This is a genomic window from Amycolatopsis sp. NPDC051903, assembly GCF_044452505.1.
GTDB lineage: Bacteria > Actinomycetota > Actinomycetes > Mycobacteriales > Pseudonocardiaceae > Amycolatopsis.
In genome coordinates this window covers 147,431-160,544 of sequence record NZ_JBITBT010000006.1, presented here as the reverse complement: position 1 = coordinate 160,544, position 13,114 = coordinate 147,431, and the positions used below count along the sequence as shown (strand labels likewise).

The 13,114-nt window shown below is 70.7% G+C and carries 15 protein-coding genes; 6 read left to right on the top strand and 9 right to left on the bottom strand.

Annotated elements, in window-relative coordinates; genetic code table 11:
* Window positions 1-85: 85 nt before the first annotated feature.
* From ACIA77_RS16995 to ACIA77_RS16980, 4 genes are read right to left on the bottom strand one after another with little or no spacing between them, the layout of a single operon-like run.
* Window positions 86-418 (bottom strand): hypothetical protein, encoded by a 333-nt coding sequence (locus ACIA77_RS16995; RefSeq protein ID WP_395886815.1) that lies wholly within the window; start codon window positions 416-418, stop codon window positions 86-88.
* 46 nt (window positions 419-464) lie between these two features.
* Window positions 465-2,060, bottom strand: coding sequence for a chloride channel protein (locus ACIA77_RS16990; protein WP_395886814.1), 1,596 nt, complete (start codon window positions 2,058-2,060; stop codon window positions 465-467).
* Complete coding sequence (locus ACIA77_RS16985) at window positions 2,057-2,560, bottom strand: MarR family winged helix-turn-helix transcriptional regulator (protein WP_395886813.1); 504 nt, start codon at window positions 2,558-2,560, stop codon at window positions 2,057-2,059. The genes ACIA77_RS16990 and ACIA77_RS16985 overlap by 4 nt, the downstream gene beginning before the upstream one ends.
* 54 nt (window positions 2,561-2,614) lie before the next feature.
* Complete coding sequence (locus ACIA77_RS16980) at window positions 2,615-3,103, bottom strand: GNAT family N-acetyltransferase (protein WP_395886812.1); 489 nt, start codon at window positions 3,101-3,103, stop codon at window positions 2,615-2,617.
* 726 nt (window positions 3,104-3,829) lie between these two features.
* Between ACIA77_RS16980 and ACIA77_RS16975 the strand changes: the two genes are divergently transcribed.
* Together ACIA77_RS16975 and ACIA77_RS16970 are read left to right on the top strand one after the other, a co-directional pair.
* Window positions 3,830-4,897: a reverse transcriptase family protein gene (locus ACIA77_RS16975; RefSeq protein WP_395886811.1), complete on the top strand. Its 1,068-nt coding sequence runs from the start codon at window positions 3,830-3,832 to the stop codon at window positions 4,895-4,897.
* Window positions 4,898-4,900: 3 nt separating this feature from the next.
* Window positions 4,901-5,314, top strand: a complete 414-nt coding sequence (locus ACIA77_RS16970) for a cupin domain-containing protein (protein WP_395886810.1) — start codon at window positions 4,901-4,903, stop codon at window positions 5,312-5,314.
* A 10-nt stretch (window positions 5,315-5,324) separates the two neighbouring features.
* Here ACIA77_RS16970 and ACIA77_RS16965 read toward each other — a convergent pair whose 3' ends face one another.
* The gene (locus ACIA77_RS16965) at window positions 5,325-5,816 is read right to left on the bottom strand and encodes a hypothetical protein (protein WP_395886809.1); all 492 of its coding nucleotides are present in this window, start codon (window positions 5,814-5,816) and stop codon (window positions 5,325-5,327) included.
* 209 nt (window positions 5,817-6,025) lie between these two features.
* Between ACIA77_RS16965 and ACIA77_RS16960 the strand changes: the two genes are divergently transcribed.
* The 3 genes from ACIA77_RS16960 to ACIA77_RS16950 all read left to right on the top strand — a co-directional run bounded on the left by ACIA77_RS16960 (window position 6,026) and on the right by ACIA77_RS16950 (window position 8,516).
* On the top strand, window positions 6,026-6,601 hold the full coding sequence (locus ACIA77_RS16960; protein ID WP_395886808.1) for a hypothetical protein: 576 nt from the start codon (window positions 6,026-6,028) through the stop codon (window positions 6,599-6,601).
* On the top strand, window positions 6,601-8,256 hold the full coding sequence (locus tag ACIA77_RS16955; protein ID WP_395886807.1) for an amidohydrolase: 1,656 nt from the start codon (window positions 6,601-6,603) through the stop codon (window positions 8,254-8,256). The genes ACIA77_RS16960 and ACIA77_RS16955 overlap by 1 nt, the downstream gene beginning before the upstream one ends.
* A gap of 83 nt (window positions 8,257-8,339) precedes the next feature.
* The gene (locus ACIA77_RS16950) at window positions 8,340-8,516 is read left to right on the top strand and encodes a hypothetical protein (RefSeq protein ID WP_395886806.1); all 177 of its coding nucleotides are present in this window, start codon (window positions 8,340-8,342) and stop codon (window positions 8,514-8,516) included.
* A 4-nt stretch (window positions 8,517-8,520) separates the two neighbouring features.
* Here the strand turns inward: ACIA77_RS16950 and ACIA77_RS16945 are convergent, their stop codons facing one another.
* Entirely contained in the window at window positions 8,521-8,718 is a 198-nt protein-coding gene (locus tag ACIA77_RS16945; RefSeq protein ID WP_395886805.1) for a hypothetical protein, read from the bottom strand.
* Between the two features lie 86 nt (window positions 8,719-8,804).
* Window positions 8,805-9,746 (bottom strand): magnesium transporter CorA family protein, encoded by a 942-nt coding sequence (locus ACIA77_RS16940; RefSeq protein ID WP_395886804.1) that lies wholly within the window; start codon window positions 9,744-9,746, stop codon window positions 8,805-8,807.
* Window positions 9,747-9,912: 166 nt separating this feature from the next.
* Here ACIA77_RS16940 and ACIA77_RS16935 point away from each other — a divergent pair, with 166 nt between their 5' ends.
* Window positions 9,913-10,902, top strand: a complete 990-nt coding sequence (locus ACIA77_RS16935) for an MCE family protein (protein WP_395886803.1) — start codon at window positions 9,913-9,915, stop codon at window positions 10,900-10,902.
* 86 nt (window positions 10,903-10,988) lie between these two features.
* Here the strand turns inward: ACIA77_RS16935 and ACIA77_RS16930 are convergent, their stop codons facing one another.
* Entirely contained in the window at window positions 10,989-11,858 is an 870-nt protein-coding gene (locus ACIA77_RS16930; protein WP_395886802.1) for a class I SAM-dependent methyltransferase, read from the bottom strand.
* Between the two features lie 269 nt (window positions 11,859-12,127).
* On the bottom strand, window positions 12,128-13,051 hold the full coding sequence (locus tag ACIA77_RS16925; RefSeq protein ID WP_395886801.1) for a proteasome assembly chaperone family protein: 924 nt from the start codon (window positions 13,049-13,051) through the stop codon (window positions 12,128-12,130).
* Window positions 13,052-13,114 lie beyond the last annotated feature (63 nt).

Below are 13,114 nucleotides of genomic sequence, written 5' to 3'. Positions count from 1 at the left end.
GGTTGTTGGTCTAGTGGGCGCCGGCCGTGCCGGTCGTGGCGCCCGGGGGGGTTGTGGTTGCGGTGCCGACGGGGGGGGGGGAGCGTTACCAGCCCCGGCGTCGCAGGTGGTGCGCACCACCTGCGACGCCGGGGCTGATCACGACGTTGTCGGAGTTGTGCTGCCCCCGTTCGTCGCGCCCGCAGTCGATGCGCCACGTGCCGGTGGAACCGCCCGGCTGCGCGGCGGGCGCGGGCGGGGCCACCGGGAACGACGAGACGTCGGCGAAGTACGCCGGGGAGACGGTGTGCTCCTCCTCGTGCGCACCCGCCGTCAGCGTGTTGTAGCCGAACACGCTGGCCGGCACCGCGATGAGCACGAGGACGATCGTGAAGACGATCCAGCCGGGCGACCAGCGTCGCAGCGCTTGCGAACCCACGTGGATCATTTTCACACCGCCGTGATCACGCCTCACGGCGGGCCGGTCAGTCCTGTACCACCACCTTGGTCAGCAGGACGCGTTCGCGGTGGTGCTCCTCGTGCAGATCGCGCCGCCGCGCGTGCAGCAGCTGCGCGAGCGTGACGACACCGAGGACCTTCTCCGGGTCCTCGCGCTCGACGACGCGGGCGCGGGTGACGTGGCCGAGCGCGAGCTTGTTCGCGACCTCGCGCAGAGTTTCGTCGGGGAAGGCGGTGACGCGCGCGGGCGCGGCCGGCCCGGGTGTCATGACTTCGTGGACGAAGAACGTCTCCAGCGGGTCGGTCGTGTACTCGCGGGTGAGGTGCAGGCGGCGGCGCGCGATCTTCTCCGTGAGCACCGACCTCTTGAGCAGCAGCACCGACAGGGCGTACGCCGACACCGACGCGACGACCAACGGCAGCAGGTAGCTCCACGCGTGCGTCAGCTCCAGCGTGAAGACGATGCCGGTGAGCGGCGAGCGCATGACGCCGCCGACCACCGCGGCGAGCCCGCACGTCGCCCAGAACCCCGGTGCGATGTGCGGCAGCAGGCCGCCTTCGGCGGCGCCCAGCGCGGCGCCGATCATGAACACGGGCGCGAGCACGCCGCCGGACGTGCCGGAGCCCAGGGACAGCGCCCAGATCAGCGTTTTGACCACGAGGACGCCGACGATCAGCTGCGCCGTGGCCTGCCCCGTGAGCAGCTGGTCGATCACGTCGTAGCCGACGCCCAGCGCGTGGGGCTCGACGAGCCCGCCGACGCCGATGATCAGGCCGCCGATCGCGGGCCACCACATCCAGTGCACGGGCAGCCGCCCGAACATGTCCTCGGCGAAGTAGACGAGCGCGGTCGCGCCGATGGCGAGCAGGCCGCCGGTGAGACCGGGGATGAGGGCGAGGCCGTCGGCCAGCGGGCCCGTGCTGGGGGCCGCCGGCACACCGAAAACGGGCCCGGTGCCGAGCAGGAAGCCGCGCAGGACCGTGCTGACGGCGACGGCCGCCGCGACCGGCACGAAACTGCGTGGGCGCCATTCGAACAGCAGCAGTTCGACCGCGAGCAGGATCGACGCGAGCGGCGCGTTGAACGTCGCCGCCATGCCGCCCGCGGACCCGGCCACGAGCAGCGTCTTGCGTTCGTCGGCGGAGAGCTTCAGCAGCTGAGCCAGGATCGAGCCGACAGCGCCGCCGGTCATGATGATCGGGCCCTCGGCGCCGAACGGCCCGCCCGTGCCGATGCTGATCGCCGCCGACACGGGCTTCAGCACCGCCACCCGCGGCGCGACGCGGCTTTCACCGGTGAGGATGGCCTCGATCGCCTCGGGCATGCCGTGGCCGCGGATCTTCTCCGAGCCGTAGCGCGCCATCACCCCGATGACGAGCCCGCCGATCACCGGCGCGGCCAGCACCAGCCACCACGGGTGGTGCACCGCGCCCGGCGCCACCAGGTCCGTCGCGACGCGCTGGTAGAAGACGAGGTTCGTGATCAGCCCGATGAGCTTGAGCAACGCGAACGCGGCGACGGCGCTCGCCGCCCCCACGAACAGCGCGAACGCCATGATCAGCAGCATCCGCGGCCGCACGTTGAAGTCGCCGAGGTGGGCGGCCCGCCCCGGCGCCGTCACAGCCGGCCCGGCCCGGCCGCCGGGACGGTGGGCGCGTGCTCGGCCGCCGCGAGCAAGTTCCGCACGGCCGCGTTCGCCTGCGCGCGGTCCTCGGGCGCCAGCTGCGCGAGCAGGTCTCCGAGCGCCTGGTGCCGCCGCGTGAGCACACCCTTCACGACCTCGCGGCCGGCCTGGGTGACCTCGATGGTGACCACCGTGCGGTTGTGCTCGTCCTCGCCGCGCTCGACGTAGCCGTGCGCCTCGAGCTTGTCCGCCAGCCTCGTCACGGACGACGCGTTCACGCCCATCGCCTCCGCGACCCGCGCGCTGGGCACCCGCCCCAGGCTGTCCAGCACCACCAACAGCCGCACCTGCGGAAACGTCACGCCCCTCGGCGCGGCGTGCGCACTGTCCCACGCCACCGCGACGAGCACCCGCGTCAACCGCTCCAGCGCCTCGAGTTCGGCGGTCGCTTCACTTCTGCCGGTTCCGTCAAGTCCGTCGAGCTGGGAGTGTTGCATGGTGCAAAACTTGCTATGGACAAGGTCTGCGGGTCAAGAGAAGCGTGGGTCGTGTCACTCAACGGGAAACTCGAGGTGCACAACCGCCCCGACCCCGGGAATCTCCCGCTTCCGCCCACTCGCCCGAAACCCCACCCGCCGGTACAGCCCCAACGCCCGCTCGTTCGCGGCTCCCGTCCACAGCTGCAGCCGCGCGTACCCCAGCCCCGCCGCACGCTCCCGCAACGCTTCGAGCACCGCCGTCCCCACGCCCCGCCCCCACCACCCGGCCCGCACGAACACCATCGACACGTGACACAGCCCCGGCTCGACCGCTCCGCCCCCATCACCCTCCCGGCCTTCCTCGGCCACCACCATCCCGACAACCACCCCACCACTCACCGCGACCAGGACCACCGCCTCCGGATCCGCCAGCTTCTCCCGAACGCGCCCAACCCGCGCCACCCCCGGCACCTTCCCGCGCGCCACATTGGCCTCCCACCAGCACGACAGCGCCCCCTCAAGATCACCAGCACCGGCAACCCGAACCGAGACCACACCCACCTCCACACCTCCCGATCACCCGCCGATCAACCCACAGCGCAACAGCCCGCACACCCCCGACCCGCACCACCTTTCCCCTCGCCACCAAAGCCTCTGGCCCACGAAACCGCCCCCACCACCGAACGGAACCCGACGCCACGAAACCGCCGCCTACTAGCCCCAACGGAACCCCACGCCTCAAACCGCCACCCAACAACCCAACGGAACCCCACGCCACGAAACCGCCACCCAAACAACCCAACGGATCCTCACGCCTCAAAACCGCCGGCCATCAACCCCACGGAACCCTGCACCCAGCCCCCGCCCTGCACCTCGATCCCGCCTTCCACGCGGTCTGGATCACCTTGTCAAGGCACGCTTTCCAGCCTTGACAAGGTGATCCAGACCGTCGTCACAATAAAAATCGGGGTGCCCCACGCACCACCCCGTGCGCAACGTTGCGCGCCAGCGCAACGAGCCGCACCCCCAAAAACCACACCACCACAACCCCCCCGCCGGACGATCTTCGCCTACAGTGGGCCCTCGGCGACGCGGAGGTGAGCCGGTGGAGAACCACCCACTCCGGGGCAACCCCGGGGAGCAGCAAGGAACCCACGCACGGCGCCCCACGCGACCGCGGCACGCTTCGCGTACAAAACCGCGCGGATGACAGGAGAAATAGTCACCCCCGCGTCGCCGCCCCTCGAACCACAAGCCCCACCGGCACCCCCGACACCCGTCGACCGCATGTCCCACGACCCGGCCCTCACTGATCCAGCCGGCACCGACCCAACCCCACTAGCCCCCCTCCCCCCGATCTGGCGATGGCCCGTCCCCCACTGGACCACCTTCGACCAAACCGCCACCGCCCTGGACCTAACCCCCGGGGAACTCGCCTGGTTCGCCGACACCCACCACTGGAACTCCCGCGCCCACGCGCCCCTCAGGCACTACACCTACCGCTGGCTCCCCACGAAATCCGGCGGCCGCCGCCTCATCGAAAGCCCCAAACCGCGGCTCGCGGAACTCCAACGGCGGATCCGCCGCCACGTCCTCGCCGCGCTCCCCGTCCACGAGGCGGCCCACGGCTTCCACCCCGGCCGCTCCACGCTCACCTGCGCCGCGCCCCACGCGGGCCGGGCGGTGGTCGTCCGGATGGATCTCGAAGCGTTCTTCCCGACGATCACGGCGACCAGGATCCGGGCGCTCCTCGCCCTCGCCGGTTATCCACCCGCAGTGGCCGCGGCCATCGCCGGCATCCTCACCACGCGGACACCACCCGACGTCCTCCGGCAAGCCCCGCGGAAAATTCGGGACCGGCTCGCGAATACCCATCTGCCGCAGGGTGCACCGTCGTCGCCGGCCGTGGCGAACGCCGTCGCGCACCACCTCGACCGGCGCCTGGCCGGGCTGGCCGCGAAACTCGGCGCCGCCTACACCCGCTACGCCGACGACCTGACTTTCTCCGGCGAAGCCACCCTCCCGGTGCACCGCCTCCTCCCAGGCGTGCGCCGCATCGTCACCGACGAAGGCTTCACCACCCGCGAAGACAAAACCGCCGTTACCCGTTCACACCGGCAGCAGCGCGTCGCCGGCCTCGTCGTCAACACGAAACCCGCGGCCACTCGTACGCGGTACGACGAACTCCGCGCCACGCTCCACAACTGCGTCACGACGGGCCCCGCCGCGCAGAACCGCCAGCGCCACCCCGACTTCCGCGCGCACCTGCGCGGCCGCATCGCGTGGATCGAGGCGACGAGCGCGCGCCGAGGCGCGAAACTGAAGGCACTGTTCGAGCGCATCGATTGGAGCTGACCCGTGAGCGACAACGTCTTCGACGTCCTCGCCGCCGTGGCGAACCTGCCCGACACCGCCGACACCATGCTCGTCGACGAGTACTTCGTGGACAAACCCACCGCGAGCGCGCGGATCTTCCGCATCTACCGCGACCTGCCGCTGCACTTCCACCGCGAGTGCGACGAGCACCTGTACGTCCTCAGCGGCCGCGGGACCTTCCACCTCGACGGCGAGGAGTTCGAAGCCCGGCCGGGCCTGCTGCTGCACTTCGAGAAGACCAAGGTGCACGGCTTCCCGCACATCTCCGAGCACCCGCTCGTGGTCCTGGCGGTGGACGTACCGCGGCGCCGCCCGGACGACGTGGTCTTCGTGGACCCGTCGCAAGGCGACGCAGCGGCGTTCATGGCGCGCAACGCGCCGCAGGACCAGGCCTGAACAACGGAATTCAGGCCAGGAGCGGGCAGAGGTTCCGTTCCAGCCGGGCCCACCACCCCGTCGGCGCCTGACCGGGGCCGACGTCGCGCGCCTGGATGTCCCCGGCGCGCAGCGCGAGGTCGAGCCGGTTCTCCCGCCACGCGTACGCCATGAGTTCGTCGTACTGCGGGCGCGGAAGCCAGCCCTGCTCCCGCCCGACCTCGAGCCGCATCAGGTGGAAGACGAGCTGCACGCTGTCCGGGTCGAGTCCCCGCAGCCGCCGCGCGAAGCCCAGCGCCGCATCGACGTTCCCCTCCCGGAACGCCGTGTACGCCAGGAAGAGCGCGGTCGCCGCGAGCACATCGGACCGGTGCACGCCGCCCTCGGCGGCGAGGTGCTCGGCGAGCCGGAAGCTGCGACCCCCGTCGCCGGTCCCGCCGTCCGCGTCCACCGCGTCAGCCAGCGCTCGCTGCTGACGCGTGAGGTAGTCGTCGGCCAATCCCGCCCTGCTCTTGTTCACCATTCGGATCCCCTCCCCTTCAGCCGAGTTTTCACCCAGCTGCTCCACTACACAAGATGTTACGGCGCAGCCGCGGATACATCGAATGCCGCAGTGCCTTCACCCCTAAGAAGGCTCAGGAGTCACGAAGTGTGCTCGGAGTGTTGCGGTTCGGCCCTTCTGACCGACGTCCATGGGTAGGTTCGGGCAAGATCAACGGTGCTGGGGGCAGCATGGTGGAAGAAACGTTCACCCGCGAACAATTGGTCACCCTGCTGATCAGTTCCGCGCTCGGTGTCCTCTTCGGAGCCGGGTGGTGGTTCGCGGGGGCAACGACGATTCCCGATGCGACCGCCGTCCTCCGTGGACTCGACGCGGCGGTCGTGCTCGCGTTCGCCGCGTGGGTGGTCCTGATCGGACGGCGACTGCCCGAACTGCCCGCCGGGGCGGGCGGCGGGCGCAGCCCGTTCGGCCGGCGCTACGGCGTCGCCGTGGTCGTGCTGGTGGCCGCGATCGTCGCGGGCGCGCGGCTCCTCGAAGGCGTGCTGCACAAGCCCGCCGTCGTGCCGGCTTGGGTGCTTCTGTGCGTCGGCCTGCACTTCCTCCCGTTCGTCGGGATCTTCGGGTCCCGCCGGTTCCTCCCGCTGGCGCTGGGGCTGACCGCGATCGCGGTCGCCGCCGTCGTGCTCGGCGCGGCCGGGCAGTCGTGGGCGTGGCTCGCGCTCCCGAGTTTCGGCGGTGCCTTCACGCTGTGGGCGGCCGCCGCCGCGGGACTGCTCAGCGCGGCCCGCCCGGCTACCGTGCGGTAATGACCACGAGGGTGTTCCGCGGCGGCCGTGTTTTCACCGCCGACGCCGCGGGCACGACCGCGTCCGCCGTCGCCGTGTCGGACGGCCGGATCGCCGCCGTGGGCGGCGACCGCACCGTGGAGCCGTTCCTGCGCACCGCCGGCGAAGTGGTCGACCTCGACGGCGGCCTCCTGCTGCCCGGCTTCGGCGACGCCCACGTGCACCCCGTGACGGCCGGCCTCGAACGGATCCGCTGCGACCTCTCGGGCACCACGACGGCCGACGCGTACGCGCGCATCATCGGCGACTACGCCCGCGCCCACGCCGATCACGAGTGGCTCCTCGGCGGCGGCTGGGCGATGGAGGCGTTCCCCGGCGGCCGCCCGCACCGCGCGGCGCTCGACGCCGTGGCCGGCGACCGCCCGGTGCTGCTGCCCAACCGCGACCACCACTCCAGCTGGGTCAGCACCGCCGCACTCGCGCGAGCCGGGATCGACCGCCACACCCCGGATCCCGCCGACGGCCGCATCGAACGTGACGCGAACGGCGAGCCCACCGGCCTCCTGCACGAAGGCGCGATGGATCTCGTCGCGCGCGTCGCTCCGGCCGACACGCAAGAAGACTTCGACGCGGCCCTCGCGGAAGCCCAGCGCCACTTGCATTCCTGCGGCATCACGAACTGGCAGGACGCGTGGGTCGCCGTGCCCGGCGGTGGTCCGAGCGCGCACGAGGCGTACGTGCGAGCGGACCGCGCCGGCACGCTGACCGCGCGGGTGACCGGCGCGTTGTGGTGGGACCGGTCGTGCCCGCCCGAAGGCGTGGCGGAGCAGGTCGCGCGCCTCACCGGGGTCCGCGCGGCCACCGACGGCCGCAATTACCGCACCCCGGCGGTGAAGGTCATGCAGGACGGCGTGGTCGAGACCTCCACGGCCGCGCTGCTCGAGCCGTACCTCGACCGCCACGGGCAGCCCACCGGCGAACGCGGCTTCGAGTTCCTCGAACCCGCACAGCTGCGCGAAGTCACCGTCGCGCTCGACGCCGCCGGGTTCCAGATCCACTACCACGCGATCGGCGACCGCGGCGTGCGCGACGTCCTCGACGCGCTCCAGGCCGCCGTGGACGCGAACGGCACGTCCGGCCTGCGCCACCAGATCGCGCACCTGCAGCTGGTGCACCCCGAGGACGTCCCGCGCTTCCACCACCTCGGCGTCACCGCGAACCTGCAGGCGCTGTGGGCCGCGCACGAACCGCAGATGGACGAGCTGACGGTGCCGTTCCTCGGCTTGTCGCGCGCGAACCGGCAGTACCCGTTCGGCGACCTGCTGCGCACCGGCGCCGCGCTCGCGATGGGCAGCGACTGGCCGGTGAGCACCCCCGACCCGCTGGCCGCGATCCAGGTCGCCGTCACGCGCGTCCTGCCCGGCGCGCGCACGCCGGCGCTCGGCCCGGACCAGGCGCTGCCCCTCGCGACGGCGCTGCGCGCGTACACCGCGGGCAGCGCGGCTGTGAACCACGTGGCCGGCGTCGCCGGATCGATTTGCCCCGGCCGAGCCGCCGATCTGGTGGTGCTCGACCGCGACCCGTTCACGGGCGCGCCGCACGAGATCGCCGAAGCGCGCGTGGTGCGGACGTACGTGAACGGCGCCGAGGTCTACCGACGTCACCCTTTCGGGTGAGGTTGGCGGGCAACAGGACTGAGCGGCTGCCGGACGGGTCAGCCGCCCGGCAGCGCAGCCCGCGCTCCTCCGAGGAGAACCCGATGCCGATCCGCGTGCTGATCAGCCACGAGAGCGCCGCCATCCCCTGTGAAAAGTGCGGTTACCCAACCCTTCACGTCGCCCACTTGGTGACGCCGGAAGGGCAGTGCATCGGGCGCGAGTTCGTCTGCACGATGTGCCAGGAGCAGGAGGCGACGACCGCCCGGCCCACCCGCTGATCGCTCAGGCGACTTCGCCGCGTTTCTTCGTGCGCGGGGCGTGCAGCCCCAGCATGTCGAGCAGGAGCGCGCAGTCGTCCGCGTCGCGTGCGTTGGACGCCACGGCCAGCGCGGCGCGGCGGCGCACGTGCTCCTGGTGTTCGGTGTCTTCGTCGGTCACGAGGTCGGCTGCGGGGTGCAGCCCGGTGCTGAAGTCACGCACGCCTGTCCCTCCCCGTCCGTGCTCACGCTCGGAATCGTTGTCCTGCAAGCGTACCCGCGTCCGCGAGGAGAAAAACGTCTTCGTGGTCACAGCCAATCACGACGCTTGAACGTGGCGTAAAGACCGACCGACAGCAGCACGATGGCCACTGTGGACACCCAGAACCCGGACGTCGCTTGAAATCCCGGGTAGGGCACGTTCTGCCCGTAGAACCCGGTGACCGCCGTGGGCACGGCGATGATCGCGGCCCAGCTGGTGACCTTCTTCATGATCGTGTTGAGCCGGTTGCCCTGCAGGTTGAGCTGCGTTTCACGCACGGTCGCGACCAGGTCGCGCAACGACTCCGTCCACTCCGACGCGCGCAGCACGTGGTCGTAGACGTCGTGGAAGTACGGCGTCATCACGTCGTCGACCAGGTTCTGGTCACGGCGCATCACCGTGTTCACGACCTCGCGCATCGGCAGCACCACGCGCCGCAGCGCCGTGAGGCTTTTGCGCAGCCGGAACGAGCGCCGTTGCAGCTCGCGCTGGTCGGGCCGGTCGGCGAAAACCAGGTCCTCCAGCGCCTCGATCTCCTCGTCGAGCGACTGCACGCTCTCGAAGTGGCCGTCGACGATGTGGTCGAGCAGGCCGTGGAGCAGGAGCGGCACCCCGGACTTCGCGAGGTCGGCCTGCGCGTCCCACCGCCGGACCACCGCGTCCATGTCGAACCGGTTGTCCTTGCGCACGGTCACGAACGCCTGCTTCGTGATGAACGCGGCGAGTTCGGATTTCGTGACGATGCCCGTTTTCGCGTCGAACTGCGCCGAGTACGCGATGAGGAACGAGTGCGTGTCGTAGCGGTCGAACTTGGGCCGCTGGTGCTCCTCGGCGGCGTCTTCGACGGCCAGCGCGTGCAGCCCCAGTTCTTCACCGATCGCGGCGAGGTCGGCCTCCGTGGGCTCGCAGAAGTCGAGCCAGACGGTGGTGGCCGGGTCCTCGAGGTAGTCGGACACCTGCTCGACCGGGAAATCGCGCTCGACCAGCACGCCGTTGCGCTAGACCCGCGTGTACGCCACGGCCGTGCCACCTTCCGCCGGGGTTTGTCGTTCCGCCGAAAGTACCCGCCGGCGCCCAGGGGCGAACCGCGCCGGCCGTCCGCCGATCGAGTTGTGTGACTGGCGTCACGGGCCGGGCTGCGGCACTGTTCACGCGATGCGCACCGCCCGAGGTCCCCGGCACCCCGCCCGTACCGCGCTGATCGGGCTCACCGTCCTGTCGCTGGGCGTGCTGGCGGCTGTGAACGCCCGCAGCCTGCCGGTGATCGGCGACGGCACCACGTACGCGGCGGAGTTCACCGAAGCCGCCGGGCTGCAGAGCGGCAACGACGTGCGCATCGCCGGCGTGGAGGTCGGGCGCGTGTCGGCCGTGCGCCTCGATGGCGCCCGCGTGCGGGTTTCGTTCAAGGTCAATGACGCTTGGCTCGGTGACACCACGAGCGCGGCGATCAAGCTGAAAACCGTGCTGGGCCAGAAGTACCTCGCGCTGGACCCGACGGGCTCGGACTCGCTCGACCCGGACGTGCCGATCCCGAGTTCGCGCACGACGGCGCCCTACGACGTGCTCGCCGCTTTCCGCGATTTGTCCGCGACCGTGGACCACATCGACACGGCCCAGCTCGCGCACAGCTTCGACACGCTCACTGCCACCTTCGCCCACACCCCGGCCGACGTGCGCTCCGCGCTCAGCGGCTTGTCCCGGCTGTCGGACACGCTCGCCTCGCGCGACGCCCAGCTGACCGACCTGCTGGCCAACACGCGCACGGTGTCCGCGACCTTGGCCGACCGTGACGCCGAAGTCCAGCGCCTGCTCACCGACGGCAACCGCCTGCTCGACGAGGTCGCCCGCCGCGAGTCCGCGATCTCCACCCTCCTCGACGGCTCACGCCGGCTGGCCACGCAGCTGTCCGGCCTCATCGCGGACAACGACCGAGCCCTGGCACCGACGCTGGCCGCGGTCGACCAGCTCACGGCTTTGTTGCAGCGCAACCAGGATTCGCTCGCGCTCGGGGTGAAAAAGCTCGCCCCGCTGCTGCGCCTCGGCACCAACATCGCCGGCGACGGCCACTGGATCGACGGCTACCTGTGCGGCTTGGTCCTGCCGTCGGTGGGGCCGGTGAACGAAGAGGGGTGTTATCAGCGTTGACGCCATCCGGTGCGAAAAGTCCCCGCTGAACGGAAAACGCCGGATCCGCCGCGTGAGCGGATCCGGCGTCTCACTGAAGAAAACCGTCAGGCGCGCTTCGCCGACACCTCGTCCGACGCGGGATCCGACAACCCCGGCCCGCCCGTGATCCGAACTGTCACTTGGTTGTCGTTGTACGTATAGGCCTCGTACGTGAACTCGACACCCGTTTTTTCGATGTGCTCCATCCACGCGCGGTACTCGTGGCGCTTCCAGCCGGGGAAGTTGAAGAACTCGTCGAAGTGCACGATGCTGCCGACGCGCAGCCGCGGGCCGACGTGGTCCAGCACGGTTTTCGCCGAGCTGTACAGATCGCCGTCGACGTGGAGGAAATCGACGTGGCCCGGGTGCTTCTCGAGGAAGCCCGGGAGGCTGTCGTGGAAGAGACCGACCACGAGTTCGGCACCGGGGACGTCCGGGAGGTCCGTGCGGGCGAAGGCGCCGGCGGGCATGCCGTTGAGCCACGCCTCGGGCAGGCCTTCGAACGAGTCGAAGCCGTAGACCTCGACGCCGCCGCGAGCGGCGGAAATGGTGCGCAGCGTGTTGCCCGACGCCACACCGAACTCGAGCGCCATGCCACCGGTGGGTGCGAGGGACAGCGCGTACTTCAAAGTCTCGGGCGGGCTGCCGAAGTGGCGGGCGCCGACGAGGTTCTCGCGTGCGAAGACGTTGCTCTCGAGCGCCGCGTCCTGATCACCGGCGTACACGATGTCGCGCCGGCTCCGGATTTCGAATTCGACCACCCGATCGAGCAGCCGATCACCCTGGCGGATTATTTCTTCCCGCAGCTCATTACGGATTTGGTTCAACTGATCGGTATACGGATCGTGCATGCGAGTGGCCACGCGGTGCAGCACCGAGCCGGCTTTTCGCCGGAGGGCGCCACCCAACGTCCTTGCCGTGAACCGCTGTGTCATTCCGGGACGATATACAACAACCGGATACGAATTCCCACCGGGCGGTTTACCGGTGGGTAACGGCAATCGTCCATTGTGTACAACCGGTGGCTGCGCGTGGCCCGATCGTCACCCGCCGCACGCCCAGGCGCAGGTTGCCGGAAAGGTCCGAGCCCGATCATGGGAGAGTGGCGACCATGACGGCACGGATGTGGTGGGCCTGGCAGACGGTCCGATCGGCGGCCATCGCTTACCGCGGTGGCCGCAGACGCGTCCGCAAGTAACGCGCGTCAGCGCTCCGGCAGATCCCCGCCGCCCTGCTCGGCGAGGAACCGCTCGAACTGCGAGCCGAGCTCCTCAGCCGTCGGCATGTGCTCCTGCGATTCGGCCAGGAGGCTGTCGCGGCCGGAGGCCTCGACGAACGTGTCGTACTGGCGCTCCAGGGCACGCACGACGTCGCCGACCTCGTCGGACTCGGACACCTGGCGGTCGATCTCAGCGTCGGCGACCTGGGCGGCCACCCGCAGCTCGCCGTCCGGCAGGTGCAGCCCGGTGGCGCGGCCGACGGACTCGAGCACGAGCAGCGCCGCCGCCGGGTAGGCCGACTGCGCGAGGTAGTGGGGCACGTGGGCGGCGAAGCCCATCGCGTCGTGGCCCTGTTCGCCGAGGCGGTACTCCAGCAGCGCGGCCACGCTGCCCGGCACCTGCATGCGGTTGGGCAACGGCTGGTGACCGCCGGCGACGAGGTCTTCACGCGTCGCGTGGGCCGTCACGCCCAGCGGGCGCGTGTGCGGGGCACCCATCGGGATGCCGTGGAAGCCGACGGTGAGCCGCACGCCCCAGCGCTCCACCAGCTGCTTCACGGCGGCCACGAAGCGTTCCCACTCGTGGTCGGGTTCGGGGCCGGTCAGCAGCAGGAACGGCGTGCCGTCGGTGTCGTGGAGCAGGCGGACGGCGAGCTCGGGGGCCTCGTACTCCTCCCAGTGGTCCACGGCGTAGGTCATCGGCGGACGCCGCGAGCGGTAGTCGATGAGGCGGTCGACGTCGAACCGCGCGATCACGCGGTTCTCGACCTCGCCGGTCAGGTGGTCGGCGACGAGCCTGCCGGTGGACCCCGCGTCCATGAAGCCCTCGAAGAAGTGCAGGAGCACGGCTCCGCCCAGGTCGGGGACGTCCGAGTCCACCTCGTACAGTTCCTCGGGATCGAATCCCACCGGATCCTCCTGCTGCTCGCGTTGTTGCACGGACGTTCCTGTGTCCAACGCGGGCCGACCGCG

Bases quoted from the DNA above. Each gene is read 5' to 3' on its own strand.
- ACIA77_RS16985 (WP_395886813.1), bottom strand. From the start codon at position 2,560: ATGCAACACTCCCAGCTCGACGGACTTGACGGAACCGGCAGAAGTGAA.
- ACIA77_RS16975 (WP_395886811.1), top strand. From the start codon at position 3,830: ATGTCCCACGACCCGGCCCTCACTGATCCAGCCGGCACCGACCCAACC.
- ACIA77_RS16965 (WP_395886809.1), bottom strand. From the start codon at position 5,816: ATGGTGAACAAGAGCAGGGCGGGATTGGCCGACGACTACCTCACGCGT.
- ACIA77_RS16960 (WP_395886808.1), top strand. From the start codon at position 6,026: ATGGTGGAAGAAACGTTCACCCGCGAACAATTGGTCACCCTGCTGATC.
- ACIA77_RS16955 (WP_395886807.1), top strand. From the start codon at position 6,601: ATGACCACGAGGGTGTTCCGCGGCGGCCGTGTTTTCACCGCCGACGCC.
- ACIA77_RS16950 (WP_395886806.1), top strand. From the start codon at position 8,340: ATGCCGATCCGCGTGCTGATCAGCCACGAGAGCGCCGCCATCCCCTGT.
- ACIA77_RS16935 (WP_395886803.1), top strand. From the start codon at position 9,913: ATGCGCACCGCCCGAGGTCCCCGGCACCCCGCCCGTACCGCGCTGATC.
- ACIA77_RS16930 (WP_395886802.1), bottom strand. From the start codon at position 11,858: ATGACACAGCGGTTCACGGCAAGGACGTTGGGTGGCGCCCTCCGGCGA.